12 protein-coding genes are annotated in these 14,497 nt (G+C 37.5%); 10 read left to right on the forward strand and 2 right to left on the reverse strand.

The genetic code is table 11. The features are described 5' to 3' along the window. Positions 1-160 precede the first annotated feature (160 nt). From Q0371_RS10375 to Q0371_RS10385, 3 genes are read left to right on the forward strand one after another with little or no spacing between them, the layout of a single operon-like run. Positions 161-691: a DNA topology modulation protein gene (locus Q0371_RS10375; protein ID WP_298470882.1), complete on the forward strand. Its 531-nt coding sequence runs from the start codon at positions 161-163 to the stop codon at positions 689-691. Between the two features lie 21 nt (positions 692-712). Continuing rightward, the gene (locus Q0371_RS10380) at positions 713-1,987 is read left to right on the forward strand and encodes an acetyl-CoA hydrolase/transferase C-terminal domain-containing protein (protein ID WP_251553312.1); all 1,275 of its coding nucleotides are present in this window, start codon (positions 713-715) and stop codon (positions 1,985-1,987) included. Next, positions 1,987-2,571 carry a DNA-3-methyladenine glycosylase gene (locus Q0371_RS10385; RefSeq protein WP_298470884.1) on the forward strand — a complete coding sequence of 195 codons (585 nt, stop codon included), beginning with the start codon at positions 1,987-1,989 and terminating at the stop codon, positions 2,569-2,571. Before Q0371_RS10380 ends, Q0371_RS10385 begins: the two co-directional genes overlap by 1 nt. Before the next feature lie 226 nt (positions 2,572-2,797). Here the strand turns inward: Q0371_RS10385 and Q0371_RS10390 are convergent, their stop codons facing one another. Then, a complete protein-coding gene (locus Q0371_RS10390; protein ID WP_298470886.1) occupies positions 2,798-3,601 on the reverse strand; it encodes a GNAT family N-acetyltransferase in 804 nt (267 codons plus the stop codon). A gap of 158 nt (positions 3,602-3,759) precedes the next feature. Then, a complete protein-coding gene (gene hmpA, locus Q0371_RS10395) occupies positions 3,760-4,947 on the reverse strand; it encodes an NO-inducible flavohemoprotein (protein WP_298470919.1) in 1,188 nt (395 codons plus the stop codon). 225 nt (positions 4,948-5,172) lie between these two features. On the opposite strand from hmpA, the gene Q0371_RS10400 reads away from it, so the two are divergent. From Q0371_RS10400 to Q0371_RS10430, 7 genes are all read left to right on the forward strand, one after another. After that, positions 5,173-5,622, forward strand: coding sequence for an Rrf2 family transcriptional regulator (locus Q0371_RS10400; protein ID WP_298470888.1), 450 nt, complete (start codon positions 5,173-5,175; stop codon positions 5,620-5,622). 39 nt (positions 5,623-5,661) lie between these two features. Beyond that, complete coding sequence (locus tag Q0371_RS10405; RefSeq protein ID WP_298470890.1) at positions 5,662-6,591, forward strand: manganese-dependent inorganic pyrophosphatase; 930 nt, start codon at positions 5,662-5,664, stop codon at positions 6,589-6,591. A gap of 261 nt (positions 6,592-6,852) precedes the next feature. Next, the gene (locus Q0371_RS10410) at positions 6,853-8,250 is read left to right on the forward strand and encodes an alanine/glycine:cation symporter family protein (protein WP_298470892.1); all 1,398 of its coding nucleotides are present in this window, start codon (positions 6,853-6,855) and stop codon (positions 8,248-8,250) included. A 493-nt stretch (positions 8,251-8,743) separates the two neighbouring features. Then, a complete protein-coding gene (locus Q0371_RS10415) occupies positions 8,744-10,270 on the forward strand; it encodes an FAD-dependent oxidoreductase (protein ID WP_298470893.1) in 1,527 nt (508 codons plus the stop codon). 158 nt (positions 10,271-10,428) lie between these two features. Then, positions 10,429-10,899, forward strand: a complete 471-nt coding sequence (locus Q0371_RS10420; protein ID WP_298470896.1) for a PadR family transcriptional regulator — start codon at positions 10,429-10,431, stop codon at positions 10,897-10,899. Between the two features lie 16 nt (positions 10,900-10,915). Next, positions 10,916-12,658 (forward strand): ABC transporter ATP-binding protein, encoded by a 1,743-nt coding sequence (locus Q0371_RS10425; RefSeq protein WP_298470898.1) that lies wholly within the window; start codon positions 10,916-10,918, stop codon positions 12,656-12,658. Continuing rightward, the gene (locus Q0371_RS10430) at positions 12,651-14,465 is read left to right on the forward strand and encodes an ABC transporter ATP-binding protein (RefSeq protein ID WP_298470899.1); all 1,815 of its coding nucleotides are present in this window, start codon (positions 12,651-12,653) and stop codon (positions 14,463-14,465) included. Before Q0371_RS10425 ends, Q0371_RS10430 begins: the two co-directional genes overlap by 8 nt. The last annotated feature ends 32 nt before the right edge of the window (positions 14,466-14,497 follow it).

A 14,497-nucleotide genomic window follows, 5' to 3' on the forward strand; every position in this document is an offset into this window, starting at 1 on the left:
TCGGGGTCAAATGGATAAAAGCTCCGGTGGCTGAGGAGCTGCCTCCTCGCTTTTCCCCATTTGCCTGTCGGGTCATAACAGGCGCTTGCGCTTTTCTTGTTTGTCTCTTGGTTAAAAAATAGTACAATGAAGTTATCTCATATAAAGGGGGATATAAAAAATGCCAGGCTCAAAACACAAAAAGATATTAATCATTGGTTCGAGTGGAGCGGGTAAATCTACTTTTTCAAAGCAGCTCGCTAAAAAGTGGGATTTGCCATTGGTTCATTTAGATTCCCTCTATTGGAACGAGGGGTGGGTCCCGGTTTCCAAAGATGAGTTCATAGAAAAGGTAAAAAAGAAGCTAGAAGATGATCAATGGATTATAGATGGAAACTTCAACTCAACACTTGAGTGGAGAGTGAAGTATGCTGATTTAATCATATTTTTGGATTTCCGACGAACACTCTGTACATATAGAGTATTAAAACGGGTTTGGAAACACAATGGGAAGACTAGAGATGACATGGCTTCCGGCTGTAATGAGAAGTTGGATTGGGATTTTCTAAAGTTCGTCTGGGGCTTTCCAAGTAAAGTCAGGCCTACCATACTCAAGGTACTGTCTGAAGCTGGTAAGAGCAGGGACATATGCATATTAAGAAATCCTAAGGAACTAAAGACATTTTTAAATACTGTTTCACCAGTAAAATGAAATATATTAGGGGTGTAAAAAATGAAAGAAAAAATATTGAGTGACAGGCAAATAATCGAGTTAATACCTCCGAATGCAGATATCATTCTACCTTTAACAAATGGAGAACCACATAAGCTTTTAGATATATTAGAAGAAAATGCTCATGACTTAACGAATGTAAAGGTACATCAGTTGTTGGCATTAAAGCATCGTCCTTATATGGAAGGTGCCTATCCTGGAAAGTTAAAGCATGTTTCTTACTTTCTAAGTGGAGCAACGCGAAAGGCATTCCATCAAGGTCTTGTCGACTTAGTGCCAAATCACTTTCATGAGATGCCTAGAATTCTACGGTCATCCACGAATCTTTCGATGGTTATGGCAGTTGCATCTCCTATGGATGAATTTGGGTACTTTTCCTTGGGGACACAGGCAGATATAGTGAGTGAGTTTATTGGAACAGTGCCATTCATATTAGAAGTGAATGAGCATATGCCAAGAACATTTGGTCAAAATCAAGTTCATATTAGTCAAATACTTGGTTATGTAGAAAATAATCGTCCTTTATTAGAAGATGTGGCGCCCCCGATCGGAGACAAGGACCTAAAAATTGCAGAGTATGTTACTGATATGATTGATAACGGAGATACGTTACAAATTGGAATAGGTTCTATTCCAAATGCAGTTGTAAGCCTACTAAAAAATCATAAGCATTTAGGAATCCACACGGAAATGTTTGTAGATGGAATTGTCGACTTAGTGGAGGCGGGTGCTATTGATGGTACACAGAAATTTACGAACAGAGGAAAAATAGTAGCTACTTTTGCGCATGGATCCAAGAAGTTGTATGACTTTCTAAACAATAATCCATCCGTAGAGTTTTTGCCGGTTAGTGTTGTAAATGACCCACGTGAAATTGCAAAGGAAGAACGAATTGTATCTATTAATGCGACTACTGAGGTAGATCTGTATGGACAATGTGCTTCTGAGACAGTTGCAGGTAAATATTATTCATCATCAGGTGGACAAGCTGATTTTGCAAGGGGAGTAAGATTTTCTAAAAAAGGAAAAGGCTTTGTATGTATGACATCAACCGCCAAAAATGACGAGATTTCTCGCATTAAGCTTTCGTTAACACCTGGGTCTATAGTGACTACATCTAAAAATGACATTGATATGATTGTCACCGAATACGGCGTAGCTAGTATGTTCGGCAAGCCGATTTCCAAGCGGGCTGAGCAGCTGATTTCAATCGCTCATCCTAAGTTCCGAGAAGAGCTCACATTTGAAGCGAAAAAGATGGGGCTAATTTTATAATGAAACCAATCGAGCCTACTTTTTTTCATCAACCAACATTAGAGCTTGCAAGGGATTTAATAGGGAAGTACATAATCCATGAGCATACTAGTGGTCTGCTAATTGGGAAAATTGTTGAGACGGAAGCATATATGGGGGCAGAAGATCGAGCAGCTCATAGCTTTGGTAATCGCAGAACGAAGCGAACAGAAGTAATGTTCGGGGAGCCAGGATTAATTTATACGTATCAAATGCACACGCATACATTGATTAATGTAGTTGCAGCTCCAACGGGCATTCCTCAGGCTATTTTAATACGTGCTGTAGAGCCAATAGAAGGTTTGGAACAAATGAAAGTGAATAGACGTGAGCTTCCAATAAAGCAATGGACAAACGGTCCAGGAAAGCTGACGAAGGCAATGTCTATTACAATGGATTACTATGGGCATCATTGGAGTGAAAAGCCTTTATATATGTCAGAGGGTGAGGCAGCTCCATCCATCTCTACTGGACCACGCATTGGGATAGAAAACAGTGGAGAAGCCGTTCATTATCCTTATCGTTTCTGGGAAACTGACAATCCATATGTATCGAAAATGCGATAGAACAACTAATACTGATTGATGGGTACTAAAAGTCCTCAAGGAATCTTAAGCTAATTTTGAAGCTAACAAACGAGGATATAAGTAAAAAGAAAGAAGGCAATTCTGTTCTAAATCGAACAGAAAGTGCCTTCTTTTTTTGAACATGAATACATTTTAAATATCGTAAGTTTTTTGTGCCTTCTTACAGCTAGTTAAATGCATGAAATACCGTTTATATAGATATCTTTCAATTCTCTGACTCGATGACTCGGCCCATATAGTATTCGTCTACGTATTGTCCTTTAATGAGCAAGGAGTTTTTTCTTAGCCCTTCGTTTTCGAAGCCAGCTTTTTGGTAAAGTCTGTATGCCACCACATTCTCTTTTACAACGGTGAGCTCTAGCTTAGTGACTCCATTTTGTTTTGCCCAGAGAAATGCTCGGTTAATAAGTGAAGAGGCAACACCTTTTCTAGAGAATTGCTTTTTTACTCCTATTACTAAAGAGGAGCGATGTCTTGCTCTAGGAGCAGAATGACCTTGAAGTAATATAAAGCCGGCAAACTGTCCATTCATAATGGCTAGGAAAAGGACCGAGTTAGGTGAGCTTTTCCAAACAGTCATCTGCTTTCTTATATGCTGAACGGTCATTTGAAAGTCAGACTCCCCATACAGCATAAAGTCTGTTTCTGAAAAAATAGCCTCCTGCAAAGTAATGAAGGGACGAGCATCGTCTAGCTCTGCTTCTCGGATAACTAATATATCTTGATCTATGTCGTTCTCCTCATCCTCTACTTCATTCATTGCCTGAAAGATAACCGTCTCTCCTAAAACTACATCCTTTACTGAATACCCATAATTTATCCACGCAAAGTAGTGTAAGGCAGGTGGTTTTGTTTTTTTCCACCAACTGCTGCTTAAGTAGGCTGCATTTGGTAGTGCTTGCCCTATGATTGCCTCAATTTCTTCATATGTAAGGATAAATTCTTTTTTAATGCACTTTTTAAAGTAGTTAGATAGGGGAATATACTTACTCTCAAATTGTTTAACCATTATGAATTTATCACTCATTTCTATCTTTAAAATAAAATATAGGCTAATTATAGCATTTCCTTTTAACTATTCATATATCTAAAAGCATATTAATTGGTAAAAAAATACCTAAAAAGGATGCTGCCCATAAATAGACAGCATCCTAGCTTAAAGATTTATTACACTTCAGTTAAATTTAAATTCAGTGCAGGTCCGAAGAATTCGTAATGAATATGACCTTTTGCAAATCCAAGCTCTAACAAATGATTGATCATCGCTTCCATAAAGCTTACAGGACCACATACATATACATCTCCATCTTTGTGAGCGTACTCTTTAATAATCTCTTTAGTTATATATCCATCTCCTTCTTCGGAGTATAGAGATTTATATACGCCATTTTCCAAGGAATCTATTAAAGAGCGAATATCTTGGTCAAAGGGATGTAAATTCTTCTTACGTGTACTATATATAAAGGAAATAGAACGTTCAGGCTGATTGTTTGCTACTGTTTCAAGCATACTCATCATAGGTGTGATTCCTACTCCGCCGCTAATAAAAGTTACTGGAGCAGTTTCTTCCTTATTGAGCGTAAACTCCCCAGCAGGAGCGCTTATCTCCACTTTATCACCTATATTCATTTGTTTATGAAGATGTACGGATACTTTTCCTTCAGGATTGCTTTCGTCTTCTTTCTTTACGGAGATTCGGAATGCGTCTAAATCAGAAGCTTTAGATAGACTATATTGTCTGTTCATCAAATATTGTTCTCCTGGAATATTTACTCGTACAGTAATATATTGACCTGGTTCATAGGAAGGTAAGGCACCTCCGTCTGCAGGCTTAAAGTAAAAGGAGGTAATATTATCACTTTCCTTCACCTTATCAGTAATGATAAAGTCTTTAAAAAATCTCCAGCCTCCTTCTTGATTTTCGGCTGCTACGTACATATCCTCTTCAATTCCTATAAAAGCATCTGCGATTACTCCATATGCTTCAGCCCATGCATTAATTATTTCGTCTGTTGCCGCATCGCCTAATACTTCTTTTATAGCTCCTAATAGATGTTGACCGACAATCGGATAATGTTCAGGCTTAATCCCTAAACTTACATGCTTTTGCCCAATCTGTTTTACGGCAGGAATAATAGCAGCTAAGTTATCAATATGAACAGCTGCGGCATAGACCGTATTAGCTAAAGCATTTTGCTGGCGACCTTTCTCTTGGTTAGCATGATTAAAAATATTTAATAGCTCTGGATGAGCTTCAAAAAGATTTCTATAAAATGTAGTTGTGATTGCTACTCCGTGTACTTCTAAGACAGGGACAGTGGATTTTACTATATCAATTGTGTGTTGGGATAACATATGCATCTGCACATCCTTTTCATTTTCAGCGCTATCCGTATGTGCCTGCATGACTTATTCACAAGAGCATAAATAATAGCGCTTTGTTTTTATAAGTTCAACATACCCCTCATCAAAATTAAAAGCAATATTTAAAATACATCTTTTAATCTTTGTAAATAAACAGTCACATTTCTTTCACGAGTTTGTCATAGTAGGTATAATGGAATGAATGGCGGTGTTAGTATGAGAATGACAATGTATACAGACTTTTCGCTTCGAGTATTGATCTATCTAGGAGCAAAAAACAAAGGCGACCTATCAACTATTAAAGATATTTCAGAAGCATATGGTATTTCTAAAAATCATTTAATGAAAGTGACCTATGATTTAGGGAAACTTGGGTATATTGAAACGATTCGTGGCAGAGGTGGCGGTATTCGTTTGGCTATGGAACCAGGGGAGATTAACATAGGACAAGTTGTACGGAAGACAGAGGATGATTTCCATTTAGTAGAATGCTTTGATTGTCAGGCAAATCGATGTGTCATAACTCCAGCTTGCGGGTTAAGGAGAGCTTTAAATAGAGCACTAAAAGCCTATTTAACGGTGCTAGACGAATATACACTTGCAGACTTTCTTAATAACAAGGATGTATTAGCAAATTTACTTTTCAATGATAGACAAGATATATGATAAAATAAGGTCGGAAAAAGATTTTTAGGAGGATTATTCATGGAAAAGGTACTAGTTTTTGGACATCAAAACCCTGATACAGATACAATTACTTCAGCTATTGTATATGCATATTTAAAAAATGCAATTGGCGTAGAGGCTGAGGCAGTTCGTTTAGGCGAATTAAACAATGAGACTAAATATGCACTTGAGAAATTTGGGTTTGAAGCTCCGCGATTGATAAAAAATGTAGAAACGGAAGCGGAAAAAGTAATTCTAGTAGATCACAATGAAAAACAACAAAGTGCAATTGGAATAGAAGAAGTACAAATTACAGAGGTTATTGACCATCATCGTATCGCTAACTTTGAAACAGCAGATCCCTTGTATTATCGCGCAGAGCCAGTAGGGTGTACTGCTACGATTATTAATAAAATATTTAAAGAAAAAGGTATCGAAATACCATCTAACATTGCCGGCTTGATGCTATCCGCTATTGTTTCAGATACGTTATTATTTAAATCTCCAACGTGCACGGAAGAAGATATTACGGCTGCGCGTGAATTAGAAAAACTAGCAGGTGTAAATGTGGAAGAGTATGGCCTAGCTATGCTGAAAGCTGGAGCTGATCTTAGCGATAAGAGCCTAGAGGACCTACTTTCCTTAGATGCGAAAGAGTTCACTATGGGTGAACATAAGGTAATCATTGCTCAAGTTAATGCTGTTGATGTAAATGATGTGATGGGACGTCAAGAGCAATTAGAAGAATTGATTAACGTTGAAATTCAAGAAAAAGAATTAGACCTCTTCTTCTTTGTAGTAACAGATATCTTGAATAATGACTCCGTTGCTTTAGCGTTAGGGAAAATGGCATTAAAAGCGGAGGCAGCATTTAATGTGGCATTCGTTAATAATGTTGCATTATTAAAAGGAGTCGTTTCTCGTAAGAAGCAAGTAGTACCGGCATTAACAGAGGCATTAGCTGAATAAATATAAAAATTTCTAGTGTAGTTTCTAGGAAGTAACATTGGAAAATACCCTAAGAGTAAAATCTCTTAGGGTATTTTTTTATAGTAGAGAAAAAGAGTTATCTCCATCGTTGGATAGGTTGCAAAAATAGTTTTATTAATAACTAAGAACTAGTAAAAACAAATCTTTATCAGGGAAAAATAAAATTAATTTACGTTATTTTGTTTTTTGTAGGACAAATAGGGTATATAGCAAAGAGTATAAAATTAGGAGGGAAATAATATGGGGTGGCTTGAAACCGCTGTGGATTGGTTCAATAATATTTTATGGACTTATATATTGATTGCCTTGCTTGTCGGAGCAGGCCTTTATTTTACGTTTAGCACAAAATTTGTTCAGTTTCGTTTGTTTGGCGAGATGTTTCGTTTAATTACAGAAAAAAAAGAAGAAAAGGGTGGAGTTTCTCCCTTTCAAGCTTTTACAATCAGTACTGCATCTCGAGTAGGTACAGGTAATATAACGGGAGTGGCTTTAGCGATAGGTATTGGCGGGCCAGGGGCTGTATTTTGGATGTGGATCATAGCTATTATTGGTATGGCGACTGCATTTATTGAAAGTACTTTAGCGCAAGTATATAAGGTGAGAGACGGTAAAAACTTTCGTGGTGGTCCCGCATACTACATGGAGAAAGCACTAGGAAGTAGAAAGCTTGGAATTGTGTTTAGTATTCTTTTAATCTTGTGTTTTGGTTTTATATTTAATGCAGTTCAATCAAATACAATTGCTGCTTCTGTAGGAGAGGTATTTGATATTCCTCCTTATTTAATTGGAATAGTTTTAGTCATATTAACTGCAATTATTATCTTTGGTGGAGTACATAGAATTGTCCGTGTTACTCAAATAGTTGTTCCTGTAATGGCCCTATTCTATTTGGCGATTACTCTTTTTGTAGTTATTACAAATATTTCTGAAGTTCCAGGAGTGTTCAAATTAATTGTTACACATGCGTTTGGTCTAGAGGAAGCTGTTGGCGGAACAATCGGAGCGGCAATCATGCAAGGAGTTAGACGTGGCTTATTTTCTAATGAGGCAGGGATGGGGAGTGTTCCAAATGCTGCTGCAACGGCAAGCGTATCTCATCCAGCGAAACAAGGTCTTGTCCAAAGCTTAGGTGTATTTTTTGATACAATTATCATTTGTTCAGCAACCGCATTTATTATTATTTTGGCAGGCCTTTATAGCACAGGTGAGGATGATGGGGTTGTTCTTACCCAGAACTCATTAGCTGTTCATGTTGGTGAATGGGCTCCTTACTTTGTAGCAATAGCTATTCTTTTCTTTGCCTTTAGTTCTGTTATGGGTAACTATTATTATGGGGAAACGAATATAGAATTTATGAATGCAAGCAAGGGATGGCTTACGGCTTATCGTTTTGTCGTATTAGGTATGGTCATGTTTGGTTCCATTGCACATGTTCAGCTCGTTTGGAGCCTAGCCGATCTGTTTATGGGATTAATGGCAACGCTGAATATAGCGGTCATAATCCTCTTGGGTAAAGTAGCCTTTAAGGTATTAGACGATTTTACAAGGCAACGAAAAAAAGGGGAAGATCCAGTCTTTTATGCAAAATCAATTCCAGGACTGAAAAATACAGAGTGCTGGGAAGAAGAAGATAGATAATCAGTAAAGAAGCTGGAAACATTCTCATAAAGGCTGCGAAAATTTTACGAACAGTAAAATTTCGCAGCTTTATTTTTATCTAATAATAATTATTTTGCCAAGAAGTCTTTGTATAAGGTGTTCTAGCCGTACCAACCTATTATAAAAACTAGTTGTATTTTACCTAATGCGTTTTGTAATAATATGGGACGGGTATCAAAGGATTAAGAGTTACTATCCATCAATTTACGTTCTGTGCAGCAACTTCATAAATAGAGTTTCATTTTAAATGCAGGATTATAATCAATCGACAAGCTTCAGCCATACACTAGTCCTATGGAAAAGCATCCCCTAGATTTAAAATCCATTCTACTCTCTTGTTAAAAACAAATAAATTTTATTATTCTCTTTGAATTGTTCGTGTTTATCCTTAAAAAAGGAATTTAGAAATGGATTCTGTTGAATAAACTTTCATGAATAGATAGACACTAGTATAAATAAAGGAGGAAACATAATGACAGAAAAGATATTACCAGGAAACTTAGAGTCTTATTGGTTAGCTAATAATGAACTCCCATTGTTTCCTAAATTAAATGAAAATATAGAAGTAGACGTATTAGTAGTTGGAGCAGGTTTAACAGGAATAACTGCTGCGTATTTATTAAGTAAAAGTGGTAAATCAGTAGCAGTTATAGAGGGAAGTAAAATTTTACATGGGACTACAGGTTTCACGACTGCAAAAGTAACTACCCAGCATGGACATGTCTACCAGCAACTGATCAATACCTTTAATGAAGAAAAAGCGAAGTTATACTATGAAGCACAGGTGGACGCTCTTAACTTCGTGGAACGTACTGTCTCCGATTTAGATATTAAATGTGATTTTGAAAAAGTGCCTGCCTACATATATGCAGATACGGAAGATGGAGTAGATACTGTTACAAAAGAAATGGACGCCTATCAGAAATTAGGTATTGGACCTGCTACTTTAACGGAACAAACAGAGCTTCCATATCAGGTGAAAAAAGCACTTAGGTTAGACAACCAAGGACAGTTTCATCCTGTAAAATATGCCAAAGCTTTAGTAGATCACTCAGTACAAAATGGGGTACATTTCTTTGAAGAGACTCGTGCTAAAGATCTTCTATCAGACAATATTGTTAAAACAGTAGACGGTCATAAGATAAAAGCGAAGAAAATTCTCGTTTGCAGTCATTATCCTTTTAATGATGAAAATGGTTTATATTTTACACGGTTAGAACCACACCGGTCTTATGTCATAGCCGCTCCTGCAGAAAAAAGCTCTCCGAAGGGTATGTACATTAATGTAGAGCAACCCACAAGGTCAATTCGCTCAGCCTTAGGATCAGACGGGAAAAGATATATTCTGTTGGGCGGAGAGGGTCATGTGACAGGGAGGCAGGAGGGAGATACTACTGCTAAGTATGAAACTTTAGCTGCCTATGGTCGGGAAAAGTTTAACTTTCAATCGTATAACTATCGATGGTCTGCACAAGATTTAGAAACATTAGATAAAGTCCCTTATATTGGTGTAATGACCTCTGACAAACCAGATGTATTAGTGGCCACTGGTTACCGAAAATGGGGTATGACTAACAGTGTAGTTGCTGCTCAAATTATGGTAGACAATGTATTAGGGAAAGAAAACCGGTTCGCAGAATTCTTTGCACCTACAAGATCAAAAATGAAAAAAGAAGATATTACTAAATTCACAAAAGCTAACGCGAGTGTTGCTAAGGAATTCGTTAAAGGTAAGACTGAAAAAGTAGATCTCCAACTTGAGGATTTAAAAGTAGGTACAGGTGATATTGTAAAAGTAGAAGGAAAAAAGGTAGGCGCATACAAGGACCAGGATGGAAAAGTGTATTTAGTTAAACCAGTATGCACCCATTTGGGTTGCGATGTTGCGTTTAATAATGCAGAGAGCTCTTGGGATTGTCCATGTCATGGTTCGCGCTTTAACTATAAAGGTGAGGTGCTGGAGGGACCAGCGTTCGAACCATTAAAAAGATTAAACTAAGAAGGCTAATGTTATTAGCCGTTATATAAGAGCCAAGAAAGTTATTTATACCTTCTTGGCTCTTTTTTTGTGTTGTTTTTCTTATTCCGGCTTTCAGATATCATTAGTATTGTCTTTCTAAAGTATATCGATTAAAATTATCGATATACATAAAGGAAGTGATCGATATAAAAAGGAGAAGAGGGTTTGTTCAGCTAGCGATACTACATTTGTTGGAGGAAGGTCCAAAGCATGGTTATCAGCTGATGAAGGAATTAGAAAGGCGAGCTGGAGGATTTTATTCAGCCAGTGCGGGGACCGTGTATCCAGCTTTGCAGGAATTGCTGGAGCAGGAAATGATTGAGTTGTTACTTGAATCAGAGAAGAAGATTTACTCTCTAGGTGACAAGGGGCAGTCTCGACTTAATGAATACTCTAAACAAAAAACAGAAGATTTTTGGGACAATTGGCAAGCGAGATGGGAATGGCAAAATTCGTCGGAGGCCATTCAGCTTAAAGAGACACTCGATCTATGGGAGGATGAGCTAAGGAAAGCAGTTAAAGCCTCTAGAAAAGATAAGGAAAAAACAGTTCAGTTAACAGCTTTCATCCAATCTATTACAAAGCAGTTGCAAAAAGAAAATCTATAGAAGGGGGAGATAATATATGAAATCCCTACAAAAGCTGCTTCGTTATTTAAAACCATATACGGTTTTTGCTATATTAGCTCCTTTACTCATGTGTTTAGAGGTGGCAATGGATTTACTCCAGCCAACGATTATGCAGCATATTATCGATAATGGTATTGCTGAAAATGATAATGCCTATGTTATCCAGATGAGTATATTAATGCTCGTCACTGCATTTATCGGTTTAATAGGAGGAGCAGGTTGTACGGTTTATAGTTCCAAGGCTGCAGTCAATTTTGCTGCTGACATTCGGAGAGATGTCTTTCAAAAGACACAGCAATTTTCTAGTGGTAACACAGATACCTATGGAACGGGAAAACTTATCACGATTGTGACAAATGATGTCACTTCAGTACAGCAGGCATTAATGATGACATTACGTATTTTCGTACGAGGACCATTGTTGTTTATAGGCTCAGTTATTATCGTATGGGTCACTGCAAGAGAGTTATTTCCAGTATTATTAGTGACTATACCTATTTTAATGGCATTTATTTATTTCTTCTCTTCAAGAACAGGCAAGCTTTTCGTCAAGGTACAGAAGGCAATGGATAAAGTAAATACGAAGTTACAAGAGACATTTTCTGGTATTCGAGTTATAAAAGCATTTAACCGAAAGCATCATGAAATAGAGTCTTTTAAAAATGTGAATGACACTTTGACTAAAAGAAATATGGCTGCAGAACAAGTCATCTTATCGCTAATGCCTGTCATGTTATTTATTGTAAACGTAGGTGTTGTTTTTGGAATGTGGATGGGTGCCATCAAAGTAGATGAAGGGACTATGCAGGTTGGAGTTATTCTAGCTTTTATCAATTATCTTAATATTATTATGAATGGTCTTATCTCAAGTAGTCATGTATTAATGCAAATTACTCGTTCCTTTACCTCAGCAAACCGTATTCAGCAAGTTTTAGATACAAATATTGAAATACAAGAGCCAGTAAATCCGATACATCATACTCATGTAACTGGAGAAGTAGAATTTAACCAAGTTAACTTTAGCTATAGTAAAAACGGTGAATATGTCTTGAAGGATATCTCATTTCACGCGAATCCTGGAGATACAATAGGCATAATTGGATCAACAGGCAGCGGTAAGTCTACCCTAGTAAAGCTAATCTCTCGGTTATATGACCCAGACACGGGAATGATTCGAATAGGTGGTAAAGATATTAAGGAATATCCTTTAAAAGAGTTACGAAGTCTAATCGGATTTGTCCCTCAAAAGGCTACCTTGTTCTCTGGTACCATCGAGGAAAACTTACGCTATGGAAATGAAAATGCAGATATAAGACAGATGGAAAATGCAGCTCGCTCGGCAGTAGCCTACGAGTTTATCGAGAAACTGGAGCAAGAATTTGAACATGAGCTGATGCAGGGTGCAACCAATTTATCCGGAGGGCAGAAGCAACGCTTATCCATGGCGCGGGCCTTTATTCGCCAGCCTAAGATTCTAGTTTTTGATGATTCTACATCTGCCGTAGATGCGTTGTCTGAAGCAGCGATACAAAAGACTTTAAAAGAACAGTACGGAGAAGCAACGGTGTTTATCATTTCTTCTAAAGTATCTTCTATCATTGATGCCGACCAAATATTAGTCATTGACGATGGTCGTATTGAAGCTACTGGCTCACACGATGAGCTTCTGCAGACTAGTAAGGTATATAAAGAGATTTATGAAACGCAAAGTGGGAAGGGGGTCCTTTCAGATGAATAAAGCATCCACTCAACCACCCAATGCCATGGGAAGGGCTCGAGGTCCAAGAGGGTTCGGAGGCCCTGTGGTAAAGGCAAAGGATAGTAAAGGCACCATTAAGAGAATATGGGGTTACTTAGAGAAACAAAAAATAGCTCTCATTGCAGCAAGCGGCTTTGTTATAGTGTCCACCTTGCTAAATTTACTTGCACCATACCTTATCGGAGTCATAATTGATGACTATATTATTCCTAAGGATTTAAATGGAACTCTTCGTTTCTTAATATTTTTAGCATTAGTATATACAGCATCTTCGATATTCACTTGGCTACAAACATTTTTAATGGTGCGAGTGTCGCTAAAAACCATCCAAACACTGCGCCAGGAATTGTTTATTAAATTCCAAACCTTATCATTACGATTTTTTGATAAACGGACCCATGGAGATCTTATGAGTCGTGTGACGAATGATATAGAGAGCTTAAATAATGCATTGAGTCAAAGCGTTATCCAAATATTTTCCTCCATTCTGATGGTAAGTGGAGTGGCTATCGCAATGTTTGCATTAAACTGGATATTAGCGATCGTATCACTGCTAATCATTCCGCTTATCATTTTTACTACGAAAAAAATTATCAAATATAGCAGCAGTAACTTTATAAAAAGACAGCGAGATTTAGGAGAGTTAAATGGTTTTATAGAAGAAGCAATCTCAGGTAATGAGGTTATTACTCTTTTTGGTCAAGAAGAGAATACGTTTAATAAATTTTCAAGTGTAAATGAAAGGCTGCGAGGCTCTGCCATGGCTGCTGATACAGTATCCGGATTTTTAGGTCCAATCAATAACTTCATCAATAATCTGGGACTTGCGCTAATTATCGGAGTAGGGGCAGTGATGACAGTACAAGAGATGGCGACCGTTGGAATTATTGCTGCTTTTGTTACCTATTCTCGTCAATTCTTCCGTCCGATTAACCAACTATCTAACCTGCTTAACACTTTTCAATCTGCGATAGCAGGGGCTGAAAGGGTATTTGAGATTATGGATGAATCACCAGACATGCAAGATAAGGACAATGCTTTAGATATAAAATCCTTCAAGGGGGATGTACAATTTTCTCATGTAAACTTCTCATATGAAAAGGAAGCCCCTATCCTAAAGGACGTAACCTTTCAAGTAAAGGCAGGAGAGAAGGTTGCATTAGTTGGTCCCACTGGATCCGGCAAAACGACGATTATAAATCTACTTATGCGCTTTTATGATATTGATTCTGGAAATATTCAAATAGATGGAGTTAACATTCAAAACTATAAAATTAGCCAGCTTCGAGAAAAAATTGGAATCGTGCTTCAAGATACGTTCTTGTTTTCTGGAACAATTATGGAGAATATTCGCTATGGACGTTTAAATGCTTCAGATGAGGAAGTTGTAGCTGCAGCCAAAATGGCATCTGCTCATAGTTTCATCAAGCACTTACCAGATCAGTATGAGACCATCATCACCTCCGGCGGCTCAAGTCTTAGTCAGGGTCAGAGACAGCTCCTAGCGATTGCTAGAGTAATATTGGCGGATTCGGACATTCTCATATTAGATGAAGCAACTTCTAGTATAGATACGAAGACAGAGATTGAGATTCAGCGAGGATTAAATAGGCTATCAGAAGGACGAACCAGCTTTGTAATTGCTCATCGCTTAAAAACGATAGAAAATGCTGATCGAATATTGGTTATCCATCATGGGACGCTAATTGAATCTGGAACACATCAGGAGTTGCTACAGAAAAAAGGGTTCTATTCTGACCTATATGAAAGTCAATTTAATATTTAAAATAGAAACTCTGTGGGGCTTGTCAATGGCCT

This window comes from uncultured Psychrobacillus sp. (assembly GCF_938022135.1).
Classification (GTDB): Bacteria; Bacillota; Bacilli; order Bacillales_A; family Planococcaceae; genus Psychrobacillus.

Coding starts and splice junctions, on each gene's coding strand:
- Q0371_RS10425 (WP_298470898.1), top strand. CDS start 10,916: ATGAAATCCCTACAAAAGCTGCTTCGTTATTTAAAACCATATACGGTT.
- Q0371_RS10375 (WP_298470882.1), top strand. CDS start 161: ATGCCAGGCTCAAAACACAAAAAGATATTAATCATTGGTTCGAGTGGA.
- Q0371_RS10390 (WP_298470886.1), bottom strand. CDS start 3,601: ATGGTTAAACAATTTGAGAGTAAGTATATTCCCCTATCTAACTACTTT.
- Q0371_RS10410 (WP_298470892.1), top strand. CDS start 6,853: ATGGGGTGGCTTGAAACCGCTGTGGATTGGTTCAATAATATTTTATGG.
- Q0371_RS10380 (WP_251553312.1), top strand. CDS start 713: ATGAAAGAAAAAATATTGAGTGACAGGCAAATAATCGAGTTAATACCT.
- hmpA (WP_298470919.1), bottom strand. CDS start 4,947: ATGTTATCCCAACACACAATTGATATAGTAAAATCCACTGTCCCTGTC.
- Q0371_RS10400 (WP_298470888.1), top strand. CDS start 5,173: ATGAGAATGACAATGTATACAGACTTTTCGCTTCGAGTATTGATCTAT.
- Q0371_RS10405 (WP_298470890.1), top strand. CDS start 5,662: ATGGAAAAGGTACTAGTTTTTGGACATCAAAACCCTGATACAGATACA.
- Q0371_RS10385 (WP_298470884.1), top strand. CDS start 1,987: ATGAAACCAATCGAGCCTACTTTTTTTCATCAACCAACATTAGAGCTT.
- Q0371_RS10430 (WP_298470899.1), top strand. CDS start 12,651: ATGAATAAAGCATCCACTCAACCACCCAATGCCATGGGAAGGGCTCGA.
- Q0371_RS10415 (WP_298470893.1), top strand. CDS start 8,744: ATGACAGAAAAGATATTACCAGGAAACTTAGAGTCTTATTGGTTAGCT.